This is a genomic window from Saccharothrix tamanrassetensis, assembly GCF_014203665.1.
In the GTDB taxonomy this organism is placed as follows: Bacteria; Actinomycetota; Actinomycetes; order Mycobacteriales; family Pseudonocardiaceae; genus Actinosynnema; species Actinosynnema tamanrassetense.
In genome coordinates, this window is sequence record NZ_JACHJN010000003.1 from 812,225 (window position 1) to 831,933 (window position 19,709).

Consider the following 19,709-nt stretch of genomic DNA (forward strand, 5'->3'; position numbering starts at 1 on the left):
GTCGGCGGCTCACTGCGGACACTGTGCCGGCCGACACCGACAAATTTCCGCGCCTAGACCTTTGGCCTGCGGAAACAACCTCCGCGCCGGGGTCGGTGCGGGCGGCCGGGCGCGGTCGCCCGCGCGGCGGGTCACCGGTAACGGCCCAGTCACGGCCGCGGTGAGCCCCGGTGCCGGCCGATCACCTAGGATCGACCCGCCGCTCCGTGCCCTTGACGGGGTGGTCATCAGACGCGGTACGCGACGGGAGCTGTCCACCAACCATGTCCGGAGCCAACGACCCGTACGACCCCAAGCAGGTCGCGGCGCTCTCACCGGAGGCGCTCGACACGGCGGTGGAGCAGGCCCGGGAGGCGTTCGCGAAGGCGGCCGACCTCGACGAGCTGGCCGCCGTGAAGCCGAGCCACCTGGGTGACCGCGCGCCGGTGCTGCTGGCCCGCCGCGAGATCGGCGCGCTGCCACCGGCCGCGAAGGCCGAGGCGGGCAAGCGGGTGAACGAAGCGCAGAACGCGGTGAAGCTCGCGTTCGAGGAGCGGCGTGCCGTGCTCCAGGCCGAACGCGACGAGCGGGTGCTGCGCGACGAGTCCGTCGACGTCACGCTGCCGTGGGACCGCGTCCCGCGTGGCGCGCGCCACCCGATCTCCACGCTCGCCGAGCGCATCGGCGACGTGTTCGTGGCCATGGGCTACGAGGTCGCCGAAGGTCCCGAGCTGGAGACCGAGTGGTTCAACTTCGACGCGTTGAACTTCGGCAAGGACCACCCCGCGCGCAGCATGCAGGACACGTTCTACGTGGGCCCGCAGGACTCCGGTCTGGTGCTGCGCACGCACACCAGCCCCGTGCAGGCACGGACGCTGCTCGAACGCGAACTGCCCGTGTACGTGGTGTGCCCCGGCCGCACGTTCCGCACCGACGAGCTCGACGCCACCCACACCCCGGTGTTCCACCAGGTCGAAGGCCTGGCCGTGGACAAGGGGCTGACCATGGGGCACCTGAAGGGCACGCTCGACGCGTTCGCCCGCGCCATGTTCGGCGAGGACTCCCGGACCCGGCTGCGGCCGAGCTTCTTCCCGTTCACCGAGCCGTCCGCCGAGGTGGACGTGTGGTTCCCGGAGAAGAAGGGCGGCGCGGGCTGGGTCGAGTGGGGCGGCTGCGGCATGGTCAACCCGAACGTGCTGCGCAACTGCGGCGTCGACCCGGACGTGTACTCCGGGTTCGCGTTCGGCATGGGTCTGGAGCGCACCTTGCAGTTCCGCAACGGCCTGCCCGACATGCGGGACATGGTCGAAGGCGATGTCCGCTTCACCCAGCCATTCGGAACGGAGGCATGACCGGTGCGTATCCCGGTTACCTGGCTGGTCGAGCACCTGGAGTTCCCCGAGCCCCCGACGCCCGACGAGATAGCCGAGGCGTTCGTGCGGATCGGCCTGGAGGTCGAGGACGTCCACCGGCTCGGCTCCGTCACCGGACCGCTGGTCGCGGGCCGCGTGGTGGACGTCAAGGAGCTCACCGAGTTCAAGAAGCCCATCCGGTACTGCCAGGTCGAGGTCGGCCCCGAGCAGGTCAACGGCATCATCTGCGGTGCGACGAACTTCGTCGAGGGCGACACGGTCGTGGTGGCGCTGCCCGGCGCGGTGCTGCCCGGCGACTTCACCATCGCCGAGCGCAAGACCTACGGCCACGTCAGCCAGGGCATGATCTGCTCGGCCCGCGAACTGGGCCTGGGCGAGGACCACGCGGGCATCCTGGTGCTGCCCAGCGGCACCGCGCAGCCCGGTGACGACGCGCTGGAGGTGCTCGGCCTCGGCGACACCGTCATCGAGGTCGCGCCCACCCCGGACCGGGGCTACGCGTTCTCCCTGCGCGGTCTGGCGCGGGAGATCTCGTGCGCGTTCGACGTGCCGTTCGGCGACCCCGGCCTGGCCGAGGTGCCCGAGGGCGAGGGCGACGTGCTGCCCGTGCGGATCGAGGACACCGGCGCGTGCTCGCGGTTCGTGGCACGCCGGGTGACCGGCGTCGACCCGACCGCGCCCACGCCGTGGTGGATGCGCCGGCGGCTGATGCTGGCGGGCATCCGCTCCATCTCGCTGCCGGTCGACGTCACCAACTACGTGATGCTGGAACTCGGCCAGCCGCTGCACGCGTTCGACGCGTCCGCGGTGCGGGGCGGTCTCGTCGTGCGGCGGGCCGCCGCCGGCGAGAAGCTGACCACGCTGGACGGGTCGGTGCGGGCGCTCGACCCGGACGACATCGTGATCGCCGACGACAGCGGGGTCATCTCGCTGGCCGGCGTGATGGGCGGCGCGTCCACCGAGGTCCGCGACGACAGCACGGACATCCTGCTGGAGGCCGCGAACTGGGATCCGGCGTCGATCGCGCGGACCGTGCGGCGGCACAAGCTGCCGTCCGAGGCGTCGAAGCGGTTCGAGCGCACCGTGGACCCGGCGCTGGCCCCGGTCGCGCTGGAGCGCGCGGCGCGGCTGCTGCACATGTTCGGCGAGGGCAGCATCAAGCCCGGCCGCACCGACGAGGGCGGCCTGACCGCGCCCGTCCCGGTGACGATGCCGATCGACCTGCCCGACCGGGTGGCCGGTGTGCGGTACGCGCGCGGCGTGACGGCGCGGCGGCTCGGCCAGATCGGCTGCCTGGTGGAGGTCACCACGGGCGACGACGGCGCGACCATGGTCACCGCCGTGCCGCCGACCTGGCGCGCGGACCTGACCCAGCCCGCCGACCTGGTGGAGGAGGTGCTGCGGCTGGAGGGGTACGACACGATCCCGTCCACGCTGCCGCCCGCACCCGCCGGTCGTGGGCTGACCGAGCGGCAGCGGCGTCGGCGGACCGTGTCGCGCGCGCTGGCGGAGAACGGGTTCGTGGAGGTCAAGCCGTTCCCGTTCATCGCTCCGGCGGTGTTCGACGCGTTGGGGCTGCCCGAGGACGACGTGCGGCGCAGGACCGTCAGCGTGCTGAACCCGCTGGAGGCGGACAAGCACGCGTTGGCCACCACGCTGGTGCCGGGGCTGCTGGAGACGTTGCAGCGCAACCTGGCGCGCGGCGCGAAGGACGTGGCCCTGTACACGGTGGCGCAGGTGACGCTGCCGCGCACGGAGCGGGTGCCGGTGCCCGAGGTGGGTGTGGGCGCACGGCCGTCCGACGAGCAGGTGGCGTCGCTGGTGGCCTCGCTGCCGCAGCAGCCCGTGCACGTGGCCGCGGTGCTCGCCGGGAACCGCGAGCAGGCCGGCTGGTGGGGCAAGGGGCGCCCGGCGGACTGGGCGGACGCGGTGCAGGCCGCGCGGCTGGTCGGTCAGGCGTACGGCGTGGAGCTGACCGTCAAGGCGTCCTCGTTGGCCCCGTGGCACCCCGGGCGGTGCGCCGAACTGCGGGTGGGGGACTGGCCGGTGGGCCACGCGGGTGAGCTGCACCCGAAGGTGGTGGAGGCGCTGGGTCTGCCGAAGCGGACGGTGGCGTTCGAACTGGACTTGGACGCCCTGCCGCTGGAGGACCACCGGCCCGCGCCGGTCGTGTCGCCGTACCCGCCGGTCCTGCTGGACGTGGCCGTGGTCGTCGACGCGGAGGTGCCCGCCGAACAGGTGACGCGCGCGCTCCGGGCCGGCGGCGGTGAACTGCTGGAGGACCTCCGGCTGTTCGACGTCTACGCGGGTGACCAGGTGGGCGAGGGCAAGCGTTCGCTGGCGTACGCGCTGCGGTTCCGCGCCCCCGACCGGACGCTCACCGTCGAAGAGGCCACGGCGGCCCGCGACACGGCGGTGGCCGAGGCGGCCGACCGCTTCGGTGCGGCGCTGAGAGCCTGACGCACAGTTCCGGGGCCGCACCAGTGCGGCCCCGGAACTAGTCCGGCCGAGTGAACCACTCGGTGGCCGACAGAGTGGAAACGTGCACTTCAAGGCACTCAGCGTGACGTGTCAAGAGGTCTTTGGACCCGACTTTCCGGGTCTGCTTGGTTCTTGCGCCGAGGTTGAACGTTCTCCAAGATTGGCTTCGCGGCCCGCTGGGCCGAGGGGCGAAGCGATGAACCGCCGGGCGAGTCTGGTCGCCGGTCCGGCGGGGAGCTAGCGGCGAACCCACCGCCTGATGCGCAGTCGTAGTGAGGTTGCCTCATGCGTAGCTTGGGACCGCGGATGGAAGTCGCCGTCGCCATGACGATCCTCGGCGTCGGAGCCGCCGTGGTCGCCGCCATGCACCTGACCTGGCCGGAGCCCGAGTTGCCCGCGATGGCGTACGCGGTGAGCAACGGCGAGGCCGGGGTGGCGGACCTGAAGCCGTTCGAGATCGACGACATCTCCGGCGCACCGGTGGAGCTGACCCCCGGCAGCGAGGGCGCGCGGCTGGTCCGGCTGTCCAACCCGAACAGCGTGGACATCATCGTGATGACGCTCCAGGCGGTGCCCGGCCAGCCGCTGGACGCCGCGCACAACCGGGTGCCCGACTGCCCGTCCGGGGTGCTGACCGTGGTGCCGATGCCGGAGCCGGTGAGCATCCCGCCGGCCGGTTCGGTCGAGGTGGAGATGGTGGTGCGGATCTCGTCCGACGTGCCCGACGCGTGCCAGGACTCGATCTTCCCGCTCACCTACTCCGGCCGCGCCACCCGCGGCTAGGGCCTGCCCCGGACGCCGAGGGTGTCGGCGTCCGCCACCCACCGCGAGCCGACCCGACCCGGTCGGCTCAGAGGTGCTTCAGCGCTTCCCGCCGCGAGAGCGGGGAGAGCCCGGGGTGCGAGTCGACGAACGCGCGCACCCAGCCCGGGTCGACCCGGGAGTGCTGCCGCAGTGCCCAGCCGATGGCCTTGCGCACGAAGAAGTCCGGGTCGTCGGTGTTCGCCTCGATGGCGTCCCGCAGCAGGTCGAGGTCGGTGCCGTTCTTCGAGCCGAGTTGGCAGATCACCGACACCCGCCGCCGCCAGCGGTCCGGGTCGGTCGCCCAGGCCCGCACCACCGGCTCTACGTCGTCCGGGTGGGCGCGCAGCAGCGGGCCGATGCGTCGGGACGCGATCTCGTCCACGAAGTCCCACCACGCGCCGGTGACCACCAGCTCGTCGTACACCGGCAGCAGGGTCGGGTCGTGCCACCCCGGGTAGCGGCCGATCAGGTCCAGCGCGGCGTACCGCTCCTCGCGGTGGCCGGCGTCGCGCCACAAGGTCAGCACGGCTCGCAGCCACTCGTCGCGGGAGGTGAGCGGGTGCTTGGCGAACACCGGCCGCAGCAGCTTGACGCGTTCCGGCTTCGGCACGCCCAGGAACGGCATCTCCGACTTCATGTACTGCTGCATCTCCGGCGCCTTGGCCGGGTCGGCCGCGGCAACCAGACCTTGCCGAACAGCTTCGACGAGTCCGTCCACGGCAACACCGTAGGCGGGTCGGTTGTGACACGCTTCGGGGCATGAGCGAGTACGACTACGACCTGGTCGTCATCGGGTCCGGCCCCGGTGGGCAGAAGGCGGCCATCGCGGGCGCGAAGCTCGGCCGGCGGGTCGCGATCGTGGACAAGGCGGACATGATCGGCGGGGTGTGCGTGAACACCGGCACGATCCCGTCGAAGACGTTGCGCGAGGCGGTCATGTTCCTGACCGGCATGAGCCAGCGCGAGCTGTACGGCGCGGACTACCGGGTCAAGCAGGACATCACCATCTCGGACCTGCTCGCCCGGACGCAGCACGTCATCGGCCGCGAGGTCCAGGTCGTGCGGGCGCAGCTGCACCGCAACCAGGTCGACCTGCTCACCGGCACCGCGCGGTTCGTCGACCCGCACACGGTCGCGGTGCAGGGCGCGAACCGCGGGGACAACCACACGGTCAGCGCGGCGAACATCGTCATCGCGACCGGCACCCGTCCGGCGCGGCCCGCGCAGGTCGACTTCGACGAGGAGCGGGTGCTCGACTCCGACGAGGTGCTCGCCCTGGAGGAGATCCCGGCGTCGCTGGTGGTGGTCGGGGCCGGGGTGATCGGCATCGAGTACGCCTCGATGTTCGCCGCCCTGGGCAGCCGGGTGACCGTGGTGGAGCAGCGGGACCGGATGCTGGAGTTCTGCGACCCGGAGATCGTGGAGTCGCTGAAGTTCCACCTGCGGGACCTGGCGGTGACGTTCCGGTTCGGGGAGAAGGTGGTCGACGTCGCGGTGTCGGACAGCGGCACGGTGACGACCCTGGCCAGCGGCAAGCGCATCCCGGCCGCCGCCGTCATGTACTCGGCGGGACGGCAGGGCTCGACCGACGAGCTGAACCTGCCCGCGGCGGGACTGGCCGCCGACAGCCGCGGCCGGCTGAAGGTCGACGAGTACTACCGGACGCCCGTGGAGCACATCTACGCGGTGGGTGACGTGATCGGGTTCCCGGCGCTGGCGGCCACCTCCATGGACCAGGGCAGGCTCGCGGCGTACCACGCGTTCGGCGAGACGGCGAACGAACTGGCCGCGTTGCAACCCATCGGCATCTACACCATCCCGGAGATCTCCTACTGCGGCGCGACCGAGGCCGAACTGACCTCGTCGGCCGTGCCGTACGAGGTGGGCCTGGCCCGTTACCGGGAACTGGCCCGCGGCCAGATCGTCGGCGACGCCTACGGGATGCTCAAGCTGCTGGTGTCCACCGTGGACCGCACGCTCCTCGGCGTGCACCTGTTCGGCACCGGCGCGACCGACCTCGTCCACATCGGACAGGCCGTGATGGCGTGCGGCGGCACGGTGGACTACCTGGTGGACACGGTCTTCAACTACCCGACCCTGTCCGAGGCGTACAAGGTCGCCGCACTCGACGCGACCAACAAGATCCGCGCCTTGGACCGCTTCGGCACCTGACTTACCGGCGGACGGCCCGGGGAGGAAACGCGCGGCCTACCGCGTCCGGCGGCCGGCGGCGTGCCCGGCCACCAGGCCGGTGACGAGGTGCAGGCGCGCGTCGTCGACGTCCATCAGCGGCGGCACGAGCAGGGTCGACATTCCCACGTCGACGCCGGCACCGTCGTGGGTGGCGCGGTCGCCGACCATGAGCGTCTCCCCGGGCGACGTCCCCAACTCGTCCAGCGCGATGCGGAAGATCGCCGGATCCGGCTTCACGACGCCGTGCTCGAACGACAGCACGAACGAGTCCACCGGGAGCCCGTCGAACGCCGGGCGGATGTCGAAGTGGATGTCGCTCAGCACCCCGATGCGGATCCCGTCCGCCCGCAGCGCCCGCAACGTCGCCGCCGCGTCCACCGCGAACGGGTTGAACGCCACGTCCGACTCCACTTCGTACAGGGCGTCGGCGAGTTCCGCGTCCAACCCGGCGTCGGCGAACATCGCGTAGTACGTCTCCCGGTGCAGCGCGGCGTCCGCGTCGACCCCCGGCACGTCCAGACGGCTCTCCGCCAGCCGCGACACGACGTCGCCCGCCACGGACGCGTCGCGCCCCGACCGCCGCAACGCCTCGGCGACCCAACCCCGGAACGTGGGTGCGAGCACCAGCGTGCCCCGCCAGTCGAAGATCACTGCCCTCATGCCGCCGAAGCTAATGCCGACTCCCGCCGAGCGGTCGGTTTTGCCAGGCTCACCGGATGGTCGACCACCTCTTCGCCGACGCCCGCCTAGCCGCCCTCTACGACGACCTGTGCCGGGACCGCGCCGACTTCGCCTTCTACCTGCCCCTGGTCATGTCCGCCCGCTCCGTGCTGGACGTCGGCTGCGGCACCGGCGAACTGCTGCACCTCGCCCGTGCCGCCGGCCACACCGGACGCCTCTGCGGCCTGGACCCGGCCGAGGGGATGCTGGCGCGGGCCCGGGAGCGCACCGACGTCGACTGGGTCCTCGGTGACCTCACACGGCCTCCTGGACCGCGGAGTTCGACCTCGTCGTCATGACCGGCCACGCGTTCCAGGTGTTCGTCACCGACGACGAGCTGCGCAGCGCGCTCCACGCCGTCCGTGCAGCGCTCACCGACGACGGCCGCTTCGTGTTCGAGACCCGCAATCCGGCCGCCCGTGCCTGGGAGCAGTGGACGCCCGACAACGCCACCGAGATCACCGCGGCACCCGACACGCGCGTCAGGGTCGAGCACGAGGTCCACGAGGTGGTCGGCGAACTGGTCCGGTTCACCCAGACCTACACGAGCCCCGACTGGCCAGAGCCCGAGGTGAGTTGGAGCACGCTGCGGTTCCTCGACCTCCCCGGTCTGGCAACGTTCCTGGCGGACGCCGGCCTCGGCATCGCCCGGCAGTCCGGTGACTGGGACGGCGGCCCGCTGACGCCGACCAGCCCGGAGATCATCACCGTCGCCGTGCCGCGCGTCACCCTCCGGTGAATTCGGGTTTGAGTGATGATGCACAAGCGTGCATACTTATCCGTATGACGGTACGGATCGCGGTCGCGGGTGCGAGCGGCTATGCCGGTGGTGAGCTGCTGCGGCTCCTGCTCGGCCACCCGGACGTGGAGATCGGTGCGCTGACCGCGGGCGGCAACGCGGGGACGGCGCTGCTCGCGCACCAGCCGCACCTGCTGCCGCTCGCCGACCGGGTGCTCGTCGAGACCACCGCCGAGAACCTCGCCGGCCACGACGTCGTCTTCCTCGCCCTGCCGCACGGCCACTCCGCGGAGATCGCCGCCCGGCTCGGCGACGACACGCTGGTCGTGGACTGCGGCGCGGACCACCGGCTCACCGACCCGGGAGCGTGGGAGCGCTGGTACGGCGGCACGCACGCGGGCAGCTGGCCCTACGGCCTGCCCGAGCTGCCCGGCCGGCGCGAGGTCCTCAGGTCCGCCAGGCGGATCGCTGTCCCCGGCTGCTACCCGACCGTCTCGTCCCTCGCGCTCGCCCCCGCCGTGGGCGGCCTGGTGGAGCCCGAGGTCACCGTGGTCGCGGTGTCCGGCGCGTCGGGCGCGGGCCGGTCGCTCAAGCCGAACCTGCTGGGGGCCGAGGTGATGGGCTCGCTGAGCGCGTACGGCGTCGGCGGCACGCACCGGCACACCCCCGAGATCACCCAGAACCTGTCCGAGGTCGCCGGCGGCCCCGTGAAGGTCTCGTTCACGCCGGTCCTCGCGCCGCTGCCGCGCGGCATCCTGGCCACCTGCTCGGCGACCCTGAGGAACACCGACGAGGACGTCCGCGCGGTCTACCGCGAGGCGTACGCCGACGAGCCGTTCGTGCACCTGCTGCCGGAGGGCCACTGGCCGACCACGGGCGCGGTGCTGGGTTCGAACGCGGTGCAGCTCCAGGTCACCGTCGACCCCGACCTGAACCGGTTGGTGGTCGTCGCGGCGGTGGACAACCTGGCGAAGGGCACCGCGGGCGCCGCGGTGCAGTGCATGAACCTCGCACTCGGCCTGCCGGAGACCACCGGCCTGTCCACTGTTGGAGTCGCCCCGTGACCACCCCTGGAACCGCCCCGGTGACCGCTCCGGTGACGACGCTGACGCGCGACCGGGGCGTGACCGGACCGAAGGGCTTCAAGGCCGCCGGTGTGGCCGCCGGCATCAAGGAGTCCGGCGCGCTGGACCTGGCGCTGGTCGTCAACGAGGGCCCGGGCCAGGCCGCCGCCGGGGTGTTCACCACCAACCAGGTGAAGGCCGCGCCCGTGCTGTGGTCGCAGCAGGTGCTCCGCGAGCGCAGGCTGAACGCGGTCGTCCTCAACTCCGGCGGCGCCAACGCGTGCACCGGCCAGGAGGGCTTCCAGGACACCCACGCCACCGCCGAGAAGGTCGCCGAGGTCCTGGACATCGGCGCGATCGAGGTCGCGGTCTGCTCCACCGGCCTGATCGGCGAACGCCTCCCGATGGACCGGCTCAAGGCCGGTGTCGACCTCGCCGCCGGGGCGCTCGCCGCCACCGACGAGGCCGGCCTCGACGCCGCCACCGCCGTGATGACCACCGACACGCACCCCAAGCAGTCCTGGGCGCGACACCCGGACGGCTGGTCGGTCGGCGGGTTCGTCAAGGGCGCCGGGATGCTCGCCCCGAACATGGCCACCATGCTCAGCGTCATCACCACCGACGCGGTGGTCGACGGCGACGCGCTCGACGCGGCCTTGCGCGCCACCACCGCGAAGACCTACGACCGGCTGGACGTGGACGGCGGCACGTCCACCAACGACACCGTGCTGGTGCTGGCCTCCGGCGCGTCCGGCATCGCGCCCGGTGCCGAGGACTTCGTCGCCGTCCTCACCGCGGTGGCCGCCGACCTGGTCAAACAGCTCCAGGGCGACGCCGAGGGCGTGACCAAGGAGATCAGCATCACGGTCAACGGCGCGCTCACCGAGGCGGACGCCGTCACGGTCGCCAAGACCGTCGCCGAGGACAACCTGGTGAAGACCGCGCTGTTCGGCTCGGACCCGAACTGGGGCCGCATCGCGATGGCCGTCGGCCGCTCGCAGGCCACCGTGGACCAGCACCGGCTGGGCATCGCCATCAACGGCGTCACGCTGTTCACCGACGGCCACAGGGCCGCCGACCGCAGCGGGGCCGACCTGTCCGGCCGGGACGTCGACATCGTGATCGAGCTGAACCTCGGCGACGGCGCGGCGACCGTGCTCACCACCGACCTGTCGCACGGCTACGTCGAAGAGAACAGCGCCTACAGCTCATGAGCGGCCAGACGGCGCAGGCCAAGGCCGCGGTCCTGATCGAGGCGCTGCCCTGGCTGCAACGCTTCCGGGGCGCGACCGTGGTGGTGAAGTACGGCGGCAACGCCATGGTGGACGACGACCTGAAGCGGGCGTTCGCGCAGGACATGGTGTTCCTCAAGCTCGCCGGCCTGCACCCCGTCGTGGTGCACGGCGGCGGTCCGCAGATCGCGGCGATGCTGGGCAGGCTCGGCATCGAGAGCGAGTTCCGGGGCGGTCTGCGGGTCACCACGCCGGAGGCGATGGACGTGGTCCGCATGGTGCTGGTGGGTCAGGTGCAGCGGGAGCTCGTCGGCCTGATCAACGAGCACGGCCCGTACGCGGTCGGCCTGTCCGGCGAGGACGCGCACCTGCTCACCGCCATCCGCCGCCCGGCCATCGTGGACGGCGAGCCGGTGGACATCGGCCTGGTGGGCGACATCGTGGACGTGAACCCGGACGCGGTGCTGGACATCGTGAGGGCGGGCCGCATCCCGGTCGTCTCCACGGTCGCGCCGGACGCGGACGGCGTGGTGCACAACGTCAACGCCGACACGGCCGCCGGCGCGGTGGCGGTGGCGCTCCGGGCGGAGAAGCTGGTGGTCCTCACCGACGTGGAGGGCCTGTACGCGAACTGGCCGGACCGGGGTTCGCTGCTGCACCAGGTGCACGCCGACCGGCTGGAGGAGCTGCTGCCGGGACTGGACAGCGGCATGGTGCCGAAGATGGAGGCCTGCCTGCGGGCAGTGCGCGGCGGCGTGCCCGAGGCGCACGTCATCGACGGCCGGCTCGCGCACTCGGTGCTGCTGGAGGTCTTCACCTCCGAAGGCGTCGGGACGATGGTGACAGCCTCCGGCGCGGCCGGGAATCAGAGAACCGCCGGCGGAGCGGGGAATCGGACGACCGCCGGCGGGGCCGGGAATCGGACAGCAGCCGGCGGGGCCGGGAATCAGAAAACCGCCGTCGGGGCCGGGGATCGGACGACCGCCGTCGGGGCCGGGGATCGGACAGCAGCCGGCGGGGCCGGGGATCGGACTGGGGCGGACGGATGAGCGACCAGCAGCGGTGGCAAGCCGCGATGATGAACAACTACGGCACCCCCGGCCTCACCCTGGCGCGCGGCGAGGGCGCCTACGTCTGGGACACCGACGGCAACCGCTACCTGGACCTGCTGACCGGTATCGCGGTCAACGCGCTGGGCCACGCGCACCCGGCGGTGGTCGCGGCGGTGACCGAGCAGATCGGCAGGATCTCCCACACCTCCAACCTCTACATCAACGAGCCGGCGCTCCGGCTCGCCGAACGCCTGCTGGACCTGGCCGGTGCGGACGGCGACGGCCGGGTGCTGTTCTGCAACTCCGGCGCGGAGGCCAACGAGGCCGCGTTCAAGCTCAGCCGCCGCACCGGCCGCACCAAGGTCGTCGCGGCCGAGGGCGGTTTCCACGGCCGCACCATGGGTTCGCTGGCGCTGACCGGCCAGGCCGGCAAGCGCGCCCCGTTCGAGCCGCTGGTGCCCGGCGTGGTGCACGTGCCGTTCGGTGACGTGGCCGCGCTGGAGGCCGCCGTCGACGACGACACGGCCGCGTTCATCGTGGAGCCCATCCAGGGCGAGCAGGGTGTCGTGGTGCCGCCGGAGGGCTACCTCCAGGCCGCCCGCGAGATCACGTCGGAGCACGGCGCGCTGCTGGTCCTCGACGAGGTGCAGACCGGTGTCGGCCGGGTCGGCGCGTGGTTCGCGTTCCAGCGGTTCGGCGTGGTGCCGGACGTGATCACGCTGGCCAAGGGCCTGGGCGGCGGTCTGCCGCTGGGCGCGTGCATCGCGTTCGGCGCGGCCAAGGACCTGTTCGAGCCGGGGCAGCACGGCACCACGTTCGGCGGCAACCCGGTGTGCTGCGCGGCGTCGCTGGCCGTGCTGGACACCATCGCCGCCGACGGCCTGCTGGAGCACTCCGCCGCGGTGGGCAAGGAGATCGCGGCCGGCGTGGAAGCCCTGGGCCACCCGCTCATCTCCGGTGTGCGGGGCGCCGGTCTGCTGCTCGGGATCACGCTGCGCGAGGCGGTCTCGGCGAAGGCCGCGGCGGCCGCGCAGCGGGCCGGCTACCTGATCAACCCGATCCAGCCCGACGTGCTGCGGCTGGCCCCGCCGCTGGTGCTGGACGAGGCCGACGCCCACCGCCTGGTGGCCGACCTGCCGTCGTTCCTGTCGCCGGCCGAGGAGTCCTGATGGTCCGGCACTTCCTGCGCGACGACGACCTGAGCCCGGCCGAGCAGGCCGCCGTGCTCGACCTGGCGGACATCTTCAAGGCCGACCGGGTGGGCGCGAAGCCGTTGGCGGGCCCCAAGTCGGTCGCGGTGATCTTCGAGAAGAACTCGACCCGCACCAGGCTGTCGTTCGAGGTCGGCATCGCGCAGCTGGGCGGCAACCCGGTGATCATCGACGGCCGCTCGATGCAGCTGGGCCGCGAGGAGACCATCGAGGACACCTCCCGGATCCTGTCCGGCTACGTGGACGCGGTGGTGTGGCGGACGTTCGCGCAGAAGCGCATCGAGGCCATGGCGTCGGTGTCGCGGATCCCGGTCATCAACGCGCTGACCGACGAGTTCCACCCGTGCCAGGTGCTCGCGGACCTCCAGACGATCCGGCGCGTGCACGGCAGGCTCGCCGGGCTCACCGTGACCTACCTGGGCGACGGTGCGAACAACATGTCCAACTCGCTGCTGCTCGGCGGCGCCACGGCCGGCATGCACGTCCGGATCGCCGCACCCGCGCACTTCCTGCCCGCGCAGTGGGTCCTGGACGACGCCCGCAAGCGCGCCCAGGACACCGGCGGCTCGGTGGACGTCATCGTCGACCCGCGCGAGGCCGTGGACGGGTCGGACGTGCTGGTCACCGACACCTGGACGTCCATGGGCCAGGAGAACGACGGCCGCGATCGGGTCGGCCCGTTCCGGCCGTACCAGGTCAACGCCGAACTGGTCGCCGCGACCGGCGTCAAGACCACCGTGCTGCACTGCCTGCCCGCGCACCGGGGCTGGGAGATCACCGACGACGTGCTCGACGGCCCGGACAGCGCCGTGTGGGACGAGGCGGAGAACCGCCTGCACGCCCAGAAGGCGCTGCTCGTGTGGCTGCTGGAGAACTCCGACGCCCCACCGGGGTCGGCGCCGTGACCCGCACCGCGCGGCAGGCCCGCATCGTCGAACTGGTCAGCGCCCGGGCGATCCGCAGCCAGTCGGAGCTGGCGAAGACGCTGGCCATGGAGGGCATCGAGGTCACCCAGGCCACGCTGTCCCGCGACCTGGACGAACTCGGTGCGGTCAAGCTGCGCGGTGCCGACGGCGGCGCGCCGGTCTACGTGATCCCCGAGGACGGCAGCCCGGTGCGCGGCGTCCAGGGCGGCACCTCCCGGCTGGTCCGGGTGCTCGGCGAACTGCTCGTCTCGGTGGACTCGTCGGGCAACCTGGCGGTCCTGCGCACCCCGCCCGGTGCGGCGCAGTTCCTGGCCAGCGCCCTGGACCGGGCGGCGCTGCACGACATCGTCGGCACCATCGCCGGCGACGACACCATCCTCGCGGTGGCGCGGGAACCGCTCACCGGGGCGGACCTGGCGGCCCGGGTGAGCGCGCTCGCCGCGGGGCAGGACGAAGCGCAGCACGGAGAAGGCCATGGGTGAGCGGGTCGTCCCCGCCTGCGTGCCGCACGGCGGTCGTGCGGTGGTCACCGGCCGGCGCGGCGACGAGCCGCTGTACGACTTCAACCGGGCCACCGACGACCGGTGCGACACGTTCGACCAGACTTCGGCCAAGGGCTCCGCACGGTTGCGGAGCCTGCCCAGCAAGATCGCCGCGAAGAGGGATTTGGGTAAGTGAGTTCACTTTGGGGCGGGCGTTTCGCCAGCGGACCGGCGGACGCGATGGCACTGCTGTCGGCGTCCACGCACTTCGACTGGCGACTCGCCCCCTACGACATCAGGGGCTCCCGCGCGCACACCCGCGTGCTGCACCGCGCGGGCCTGCTCACGCAGGACGAGTCGGACCGGATGCTCTCGGCGCTGGACGCGCTGGAAGCCGACGTCGACTCCGGGACGTTCACCCCGACACTCGCCGACGAGGACGTCCACACCGCCCTGGAACGCGGCCTGATCGAACGCGCGGGCCCCGAACTGGGCGGCAAGCTGCGCGCCGGCCGCTCCCGCAACGACCAGGTCGCCACCCTGTTCCGGATGTGGCTGCGCGACGCCGCCCACCGGGTGTCCGAGGGCGTCCTCGACGTCGTGGACGCCCTCGCCGGACAGGCCGAGGCGCACCCCACGGCCGTCATGCCGGGCCGCACGCACCTCCAGTCCGCGCAGCCCGTGCTGCTCGCGCACCACCTCCTGGCACACGGCCAGGCGCTGCTGCGCGACATCGCCCGCCTGCGCGACTGGGACAAGCGGGCGGCGGTCTCCCCGTACGGCTCGGGCGCGCTCGCGGGCTCCTCGCTCGGCCTGGACCCGGCGGCGGTGGCCCTGGAGCTCGGCTTCGACGCCCCGGCGGAGAACTCCATCGACGGCACGGCCTCCCGCGACTTCGCCGCCGAGATCGCGTTCGTGCTGGCCATGATCGGCGTCAACCTGTCCCGCATCGCCGAAGAGGTGATCATCTGGACCACCGCCGAGTTCCGCTTCGCGGTGCTCGACGACGCCTGGGCCACCGGCAGCTCGATCATGCCGCAGAAGAAGAACCCGGACGTCGCCGAACTGACTCGCGGCAAGTCCGGCCGGCTGATCGGCAACCTCACCGGCCTGCTGGCCACGCTGAAGGCGCAGCCCCTGGCGTACAACCGGGACCTCCAGGAGGACAAGGAGCCGCTGTTCGACTCCGTGGAGCAGCTGGAACTCCTGCTGCCCGCCCTGGCCGGGATGATCGCCACCATGCGCTTCGACACCGGGCGGATGGCCGAGGTCGCGCCCGCCGGGTTCACCCTGGCCACCGACATCGCGGAATGGCTGGTCCGGCAGGGCGTCCCGTTCCGCGTCGCGCACGAGGCGGCGGGCGAGTGCGTGCGGGTGGCCGAGACGCGCGGCGTCGGGCTCGACGAGCTGACCGACGACGAGTTCGCGGGCATCTCGCCGCACCTCACGCCCGAGGTGCGTAACGTGTTGACCGTGGAAGGTTCGATCGCGTCCCGCGACGCGTACGGCGGCACCGCGCCCGACCGGGTGACCGAGCAGCTCAAGCGGCTGCGCGACAAAGCACGCCTGGCGCGCCGTGCGTAGACAGCTCACCGAGCAGGAGCTCGCCGTCGACCCCCTGGACGCCGCGCGGCTCCTGCTCGGCTCGGTGATCGAGAGCACCACGCCGGACGGTGTGGTGGGCGTGCGGATCGTGGAGGTGGAGGCCTACCGGGGCGGCGACGACCCGGCGTCCCACTGCTACCGGGGCCGCACACCCCGCAACGACGTCATGTTCGGCCCGGCGGGCAGGCTCTACGTGTACTTCGTCTACGGGATGCACTTCTGCGCCAACGTGGTGTCGCTGACCGACGGCGTGCCCGGTGCCGTGCTGCTCCGCGCGGGCGAGGTCGTCACCGGCGAAGACCTGGCCCAGATGCGCCGCCCGTCCGCGCGCAGCCACGCCGAACTCGCCAAGGGCCCCGCCCGGCTCACCGGCGTCCTCGGCCTCGGCCGCGCGCACAACGGCACCGACCTCACCGCCCCCGACGCAGCCGTGCGGCTGCTGGCCGGCGACCCGGTGAAGGACGTCCGCACCGGGCCGCGCGTGGGCGTCGCCGTGGCCGTGGACGTGCCATGGCGCTTCTGGATCGACTCGCCCGCCGTGAGCACCTACCGACGCGGGACGCGACGCACCCGCACCGCGTGAGGCCGACGGCCGAGCCCGGCGCTACACCTCGCCGAACACGTGGCTGCCGGGCGCGTCCGCGTCGTCACCGGCCCAGAACTCCACCCAGTGCCGGGCGAACTCGCCCTTGGAGATGTGCCCGTCCCCGTTGAGGTCCAGACGGGCGAAGGCGGCGTCGGTCGGGGTCTCCGCGTTGGTCCAGGCCCGGATCATCCAGCTGTACTCCTCCGCGGAGATCTCGCCGTCGCCGTCCTCGTCCACCGCCTCGAACATGCTCTCCGCGGTCGCCACCACCAGGTCCAGCATGGTGCCGAGGTTGTCCATCACGGTCAGCAGCTCGTCGAGCGTGACCTTCCGGTCCCGGTCCTGGTCGGACGCCGCGAGCAGCGTCTCCCACCAGCCCATCATCAGGTCCCGCAGCCGCGCCTCGCCGCTGTCGCCGCGGATCGCCACCCACCGGTCGGTGAGCGCCTCGAAGTCCGACCGCTCCAGGTACCCGTCGTCGTTGGCGTCCATCGCGCTGAAGACGATGGCGCCCTTCCGCTTCTGCAAGTCGCTGGCCACCAGGCAAACCTGGCGGCCACGCGCCCGCACGACAATTGGCCACCGGGGCGATTTTTCCTCACCCGGGTGAATCTGCCGGTGACCCTCGGTAGCGCTACCGCACGGTCCGGCGGTACCAGACGCGCCGTTCACCGGCCGGCAGGGCGATCCGCGTGATCACGTTCGTCAGCACCGCACCGAGCACCAGCCACAACACCGCCGCCAGACCGTCGTTGAGCAACGTCCGCAGCCCGTCGTCGGCCGGGGTGAACAGGTCGCGCAACCCCAGCGAGACACCCGCCGACCACGACTCGATCAGCTGCGCGAAGCCGTTCGCCGGGTTCGCGCCCGCGATCACCAGGAAGATGTGCACCGCCAGCACGATGGCGAACAGCCAACAGATCACGTCGATCACCGCGCACACCACGCGCACCGTCCGGACACGGCTGTCACCGCGCTCCACGACCTCTTCGCGCACCTGGTGGGGCACCTGCTCGTGCACCGGGCGTAACGCCTCGGTGGGCCGGTCGGCAGGACGTGGATCTCGATCGGGGTACGTCATCGGCCGAGTCCTCTCAGCTAGGTATCCCGCGTCTGTCGGAGCACGTCCCGGCTACCCCTCGGCGGCACCAGCTCAAACCGCTTTGACCAGGTGGGGGAGAATGCCTCCCGTGAGTGAGCACATCCTCGACGAGCTGTCCTGGCGCGGCCTGATCGCGCAGTCCACCGACCTCGACGCCCTGCGGGAGGATCTCGACGCGGGCCCGCTCACCCTCTATGCCGGGTTCGACCCGACCGCACCCAGCCTGCACGCCGGCAACCTCGTCCCGCTGCTCATGCTGCGCCGCTTCCAGCGCGCCGGGCACCGGCCGATCGTCCTGGCGGGCGGCGCCACCGGCATGATCGGCGACCCTCGCGACACCGCCGAGCGCTCGTTGAACTCGCTGGACACCGTCGCCGAGTGGGCCGGGCGCATCCGCGGCCAGCTGGAGCGGTTCGTGGAGTTCGACGACGGCCCCACCGGGGCGGTCGTGGTCAACAACCTGGACTGGACGGGCCCGGTGTCCGTGCTGGAGTTCCTCCGGGACGTCGGCAAGCACTTCTCCGTCAACGTGATGCTCGCCCGCGAGACCGTGAAGCGGCGGCTCGAAGCCGACGGCATGTCCTACACCGAGTTCAGCTACCTGCTGCTCCAGTCGCACGACTACCTCCAGCTCAACCGGAAGTACGGCACCAGGCTCCAGGTGGGCGGCTCCGACCAGTGGGGCAACATCGTCGGCGGCGTCGACCTGGTCCGCAAAGTCGACGGCAAGTCCGTGCACGCGCTGACCGCACCGCTGGTCACCGACGCCGAGGGGCGCAAGTTCGGCAAGTCCACCGGCGGCGGCAACGTGTGGCTCGACCCGCGGATGACCTCGCCGTACGCCTGGTACCAGTACTTCGTCAACGTGGGCGACGCCGACGTGCTGCGGTACCTGCGGCTGTTCACCTTCCTGCCGCGGGAGGAGATCGCCGAGCTGGAGCGGCAGACCGCCGAGGCCCCGCACCTGCGGGCCGCGCAGAAGAAGCTCGCCGAGGAGTTCACCAACCTGGTGCACGGCGAGCGCGAGACCCAGCAGGTGATCGCGGCCAGCCAGGCGCTGTTCGGCCGAGGTGAGCTGCGCGGGCTGGACCTGTCGACGCTGGAGGCCGCGATGGCCGAGGCGCCGACCGGCGAGGTGCGGCTGGCGGACGCGCCGACCGTCGTGGACCTGCTCGTCAGCTCCGGGCTCGCGGACAGCAAGGGCGCGGCGCGGCGCACCGTGAAGGAAGGCGGCGCGTACGTGAACAACCAGAAGGTCACCGACGAGGAGTGGGTGCCGGCCAAGGAGGACCTGCTGCACGGGTCGTGGCTGGTGGTGCGCCGGGGCAAGCGGAACACCGCCGGTGTGCGGGTACAGCTGTGATCGCGGTCACACTGTTGCGCGCAGACCGGGTCGGATAGCGTGGTGGCGAGCGCTGCACGGGCTGCTGACCTGCGGTTTCGGCCCGTGTAGCGGCGCTGCGCCCCGGATTTGACCTCTGGTTCGGGTGCGTGTAACTTTCTCTCTGTCAGCGCGGAACGGGCCGGGAACACCGGAACGGAGTGCGACAGGTCACGAACCAAGCTCCCGCCGAGTGTGGTAGAGTGGGTGACCGCGAAACAGGAAGACCCAGTCGAGGCTGCTAGGTAGCCGTTGCGACCAGGGCGTCTGGTTTCACCACAAGCTTTCTGAATGCACAAGCCTCCGATCGAGCCGCGCGAGCGGCGAGTGACGATGAGCGCGTGTTCTTTGAGAACTCAACAGCGTGCCGAATAGCCAGTAAATTTATGAACCTCGTCAAGAGGTTTCCTTTGAGATTGACTGGACAACTGGCGAGACACAGGCTTTCGGGTTTGTGTGGTCAGTGTTGTCCGAGCGATCAACTCATTCCTTATTGGAGAGTTTGATCCTGGCTCAGGACGAACGCTGGCGGCGTGCTTAACACATGCAAGTCGAGCGGTAAGGCCCTTCGGGGTACACGAGCGGCGAACGGGTGAGTAACACGTGGGTAACCTGCCCTGTACTCTGGGATAAGCCTGGGAAACTAGGTCTAATACCGGATACGACCTGCTACCGCATGGTGGTGGGTGGAAAGTTCCGGCGGTATGGGATGGACCCGCGGCCTATCAGCTTGTTGGTGGGGTGATGGCCTACCAAGGCGACGACGGGTAGCCGGCCTG

At 71.6% G+C, this 19,709-nt stretch carries 18 protein-coding genes, 1 rRNA gene and 2 pseudogenes; 17 read left to right on the forward strand and 4 right to left on the reverse strand.

Features of this window, described 5'->3' with window-relative positions; genetic code table 11:
- Positions 1 to 263: 263 nt before the first annotated feature.
- The 3 genes from pheS to FHS29_RS12950 all read left to right on the forward strand — a co-directional run bounded on the left by pheS (position 264) and on the right by FHS29_RS12950 (position 4,616).
- The gene (gene pheS, locus FHS29_RS12940) at positions 264 to 1,331 is read left to right on the forward strand and encodes a phenylalanine--tRNA ligase subunit alpha (RefSeq protein WP_184690812.1); all 1,068 of its coding nucleotides are present in this window, start codon (positions 264 to 266) and stop codon (positions 1,329 to 1,331) included.
- Positions 1,332 to 1,334: 3 nt separating this feature from the next.
- Positions 1,335 to 3,812, forward strand: coding sequence for a phenylalanine--tRNA ligase subunit beta (pheT, locus tag FHS29_RS12945; RefSeq protein ID WP_184690813.1), 2,478 nt, complete (start codon positions 1,335 to 1,337; stop codon positions 3,810 to 3,812).
- 306 nt (positions 3,813 to 4,118) lie between these two features.
- The gene (locus FHS29_RS12950) at positions 4,119 to 4,616 is read left to right on the forward strand and encodes a hypothetical protein (RefSeq protein WP_184690814.1); all 498 of its coding nucleotides are present in this window, start codon (positions 4,119 to 4,121) and stop codon (positions 4,614 to 4,616) included.
- A 67-nt stretch (positions 4,617 to 4,683) separates the two neighbouring features.
- Here FHS29_RS12950 and FHS29_RS12955 read toward each other — a convergent pair whose 3' ends face one another.
- Positions 4,684 to 5,355 carry a DNA alkylation repair protein gene (locus FHS29_RS12955; protein WP_184690815.1) on the reverse strand — a complete coding sequence of 224 codons (672 nt, stop codon included), beginning with the start codon at positions 5,353 to 5,355 and terminating at the stop codon, positions 4,684 to 4,686.
- A gap of 41 nt (positions 5,356 to 5,396) precedes the next feature.
- On the opposite strand from FHS29_RS12955, the gene sthA reads away from it, so the two are divergent.
- Positions 5,397 to 6,809 carry a Si-specific NAD(P)(+) transhydrogenase gene (gene sthA, locus FHS29_RS12960; RefSeq protein ID WP_184690816.1) on the forward strand — a complete coding sequence of 471 codons (1,413 nt, stop codon included), beginning with the start codon at positions 5,397 to 5,399 and terminating at the stop codon, positions 6,807 to 6,809.
- A 36-nt stretch (positions 6,810 to 6,845) separates the two neighbouring features.
- Here sthA and FHS29_RS12965 read toward each other — a convergent pair whose 3' ends face one another.
- Positions 6,846 to 7,490, reverse strand: coding sequence for an HAD family hydrolase (locus tag FHS29_RS12965; protein ID WP_184690817.1), 645 nt, complete (start codon positions 7,488 to 7,490; stop codon positions 6,846 to 6,848).
- Positions 7,491 to 7,546: 56 nt separating this feature from the next.
- Between FHS29_RS12965 and FHS29_RS36745 the strand changes: the two genes are divergently transcribed.
- The 11 genes and pseudogenes from FHS29_RS36745 (at position 7,547) to FHS29_RS13015 (ending at position 16,444) form a co-directional block, all read left to right on the forward strand.
- Positions 7,547 to 7,849: a methyltransferase domain-containing protein gene (locus FHS29_RS36745; protein WP_246440173.1), complete on the forward strand. Its 303-nt coding sequence runs from the start codon at positions 7,547 to 7,549 to the stop codon at positions 7,847 to 7,849.
- Positions 7,846 to 8,289: a hypothetical protein gene (locus tag FHS29_RS36750; protein WP_246440175.1), complete on the forward strand. Its 444-nt coding sequence runs from the start codon at positions 7,846 to 7,848 to the stop codon at positions 8,287 to 8,289. The genes FHS29_RS36745 and FHS29_RS36750 overlap by 4 nt, the downstream gene beginning before the upstream one ends.
- A gap of 44 nt (positions 8,290 to 8,333) precedes the next feature.
- Complete coding sequence (gene argC, locus FHS29_RS12975; protein WP_184690818.1) at positions 8,334 to 9,353, forward strand: N-acetyl-gamma-glutamyl-phosphate reductase; 1,020 nt, start codon at positions 8,334 to 8,336, stop codon at positions 9,351 to 9,353.
- A gap of 41 nt (positions 9,354 to 9,394) precedes the next feature.
- On the forward strand, positions 9,395 to 10,567 hold the full coding sequence (argJ, locus tag FHS29_RS12980; RefSeq protein WP_184690891.1) for a bifunctional glutamate N-acetyltransferase/amino-acid acetyltransferase ArgJ: 1,173 nt from the start codon (positions 9,395 to 9,397) through the stop codon (positions 10,565 to 10,567).
- A pseudogene (gene argB, locus FHS29_RS12985) lies at positions 10,564 to 11,439 on the forward strand (acetylglutamate kinase); the annotation flags it as partial. The gene argJ and the pseudogene argB, both read left to right, overlap by 4 nt.
- 191 nt (positions 11,440 to 11,630) lie before the next feature.
- Positions 11,631 to 12,806, forward strand: coding sequence for an acetylornithine transaminase (locus tag FHS29_RS12990; RefSeq protein ID WP_184690819.1), 1,176 nt, complete (start codon positions 11,631 to 11,633; stop codon positions 12,804 to 12,806).
- The gene (argF, locus tag FHS29_RS12995; RefSeq protein WP_184690820.1) at positions 12,806 to 13,753 is read left to right on the forward strand and encodes an ornithine carbamoyltransferase; all 948 of its coding nucleotides are present in this window, start codon (positions 12,806 to 12,808) and stop codon (positions 13,751 to 13,753) included. The genes FHS29_RS12990 and argF overlap by 1 nt, the downstream gene beginning before the upstream one ends.
- On the forward strand, positions 13,750 to 14,256 hold the full coding sequence (locus FHS29_RS13000; protein WP_184690821.1) for an arginine repressor: 507 nt from the start codon (positions 13,750 to 13,752) through the stop codon (positions 14,254 to 14,256). The genes argF and FHS29_RS13000 overlap by 4 nt, the downstream gene beginning before the upstream one ends.
- Positions 14,257 to 14,281: 25 nt before the next feature.
- Positions 14,282 to 14,452 (forward strand): annotated as a pseudogene (locus tag FHS29_RS13005) (argininosuccinate synthase); the annotation flags it as partial.
- Complete coding sequence (argH, locus tag FHS29_RS13010; RefSeq protein WP_184690823.1) at positions 14,449 to 15,840, forward strand: argininosuccinate lyase; 1,392 nt, start codon at positions 14,449 to 14,451, stop codon at positions 15,838 to 15,840. The pseudogene FHS29_RS13005 and the gene argH, both read left to right, overlap by 4 nt.
- The gene (locus FHS29_RS13015) at positions 15,833 to 16,444 is read left to right on the forward strand and encodes a DNA-3-methyladenine glycosylase (protein ID WP_184690824.1); all 612 of its coding nucleotides are present in this window, start codon (positions 15,833 to 15,835) and stop codon (positions 16,442 to 16,444) included. The genes argH and FHS29_RS13015 overlap by 8 nt, the downstream gene beginning before the upstream one ends.
- 21 nt (positions 16,445 to 16,465) lie before the next feature.
- Here the strand turns inward: FHS29_RS13015 and FHS29_RS13020 are convergent, their stop codons facing one another.
- Positions 16,466 to 16,987, reverse strand: a complete 522-nt coding sequence (locus tag FHS29_RS13020; protein ID WP_184690825.1) for an EF-hand domain-containing protein — start codon at positions 16,985 to 16,987, stop codon at positions 16,466 to 16,468.
- Between the two features lie 94 nt (positions 16,988 to 17,081).
- Positions 17,082 to 17,528 carry a hypothetical protein gene (locus FHS29_RS13025; RefSeq protein ID WP_221455774.1) on the reverse strand — a complete coding sequence of 149 codons (447 nt, stop codon included), beginning with the start codon at positions 17,526 to 17,528 and terminating at the stop codon, positions 17,082 to 17,084.
- A gap of 109 nt (positions 17,529 to 17,637) precedes the next feature.
- Between FHS29_RS13025 and tyrS the strand changes: the two genes are divergently transcribed.
- Together tyrS and FHS29_RS13035 are read left to right on the forward strand one after the other, a co-directional pair.
- Positions 17,638 to 18,912, forward strand: a complete 1,275-nt coding sequence (gene tyrS, locus FHS29_RS13030; RefSeq protein ID WP_312864892.1) for a tyrosine--tRNA ligase — start codon at positions 17,638 to 17,640, stop codon at positions 18,910 to 18,912.
- A gap of 508 nt (positions 18,913 to 19,420) precedes the next feature.
- Positions 19,421 to 19,709: ribosomal RNA gene (locus tag FHS29_RS13035) — 16S ribosomal RNA — on the forward strand; the annotation flags it as partial.

What these genes read in the sequence shown, in the direction of transcription:
- argF (WP_184690820.1), top strand. Translation starts at nt 12,806, where the DNA reads ATGGTCCGGCACTTCCTGCGCGACGACGACCTGAGCCCGGCCGAGCAG.
- argC (WP_184690818.1), top strand. Translation starts at nt 8,334, where the DNA reads ATGACGGTACGGATCGCGGTCGCGGGTGCGAGCGGCTATGCCGGTGGT.
- FHS29_RS36750 (WP_246440175.1), top strand. Translation starts at nt 7,846, where the DNA reads ATGACCGGCCACGCGTTCCAGGTGTTCGTCACCGACGACGAGCTGCGC.
- FHS29_RS13025 (WP_221455774.1), bottom strand. Translation starts at nt 17,528, where the DNA reads ATGACGTACCCCGATCGAGATCCACGTCCTGCCGACCGGCCCACCGAG.
- FHS29_RS12965 (WP_184690817.1), bottom strand. Translation starts at nt 7,490, where the DNA reads ATGAGGGCAGTGATCTTCGACTGGCGGGGCACGCTGGTGCTCGCACCC.
- FHS29_RS12990 (WP_184690819.1), top strand. Translation starts at nt 11,631, where the DNA reads ATGAGCGACCAGCAGCGGTGGCAAGCCGCGATGATGAACAACTACGGC.
- sthA (WP_184690816.1), top strand. Translation starts at nt 5,397, where the DNA reads ATGAGCGAGTACGACTACGACCTGGTCGTCATCGGGTCCGGCCCCGGT.
- pheS (WP_184690812.1), top strand. Translation starts at nt 264, where the DNA reads ATGTCCGGAGCCAACGACCCGTACGACCCCAAGCAGGTCGCGGCGCTC.
- FHS29_RS12950 (WP_184690814.1), top strand. Translation starts at nt 4,119, where the DNA reads ATGCGTAGCTTGGGACCGCGGATGGAAGTCGCCGTCGCCATGACGATC.
- FHS29_RS36745 (WP_246440173.1), top strand. Translation starts at nt 7,547, where the DNA reads ATGGTCGACCACCTCTTCGCCGACGCCCGCCTAGCCGCCCTCTACGAC.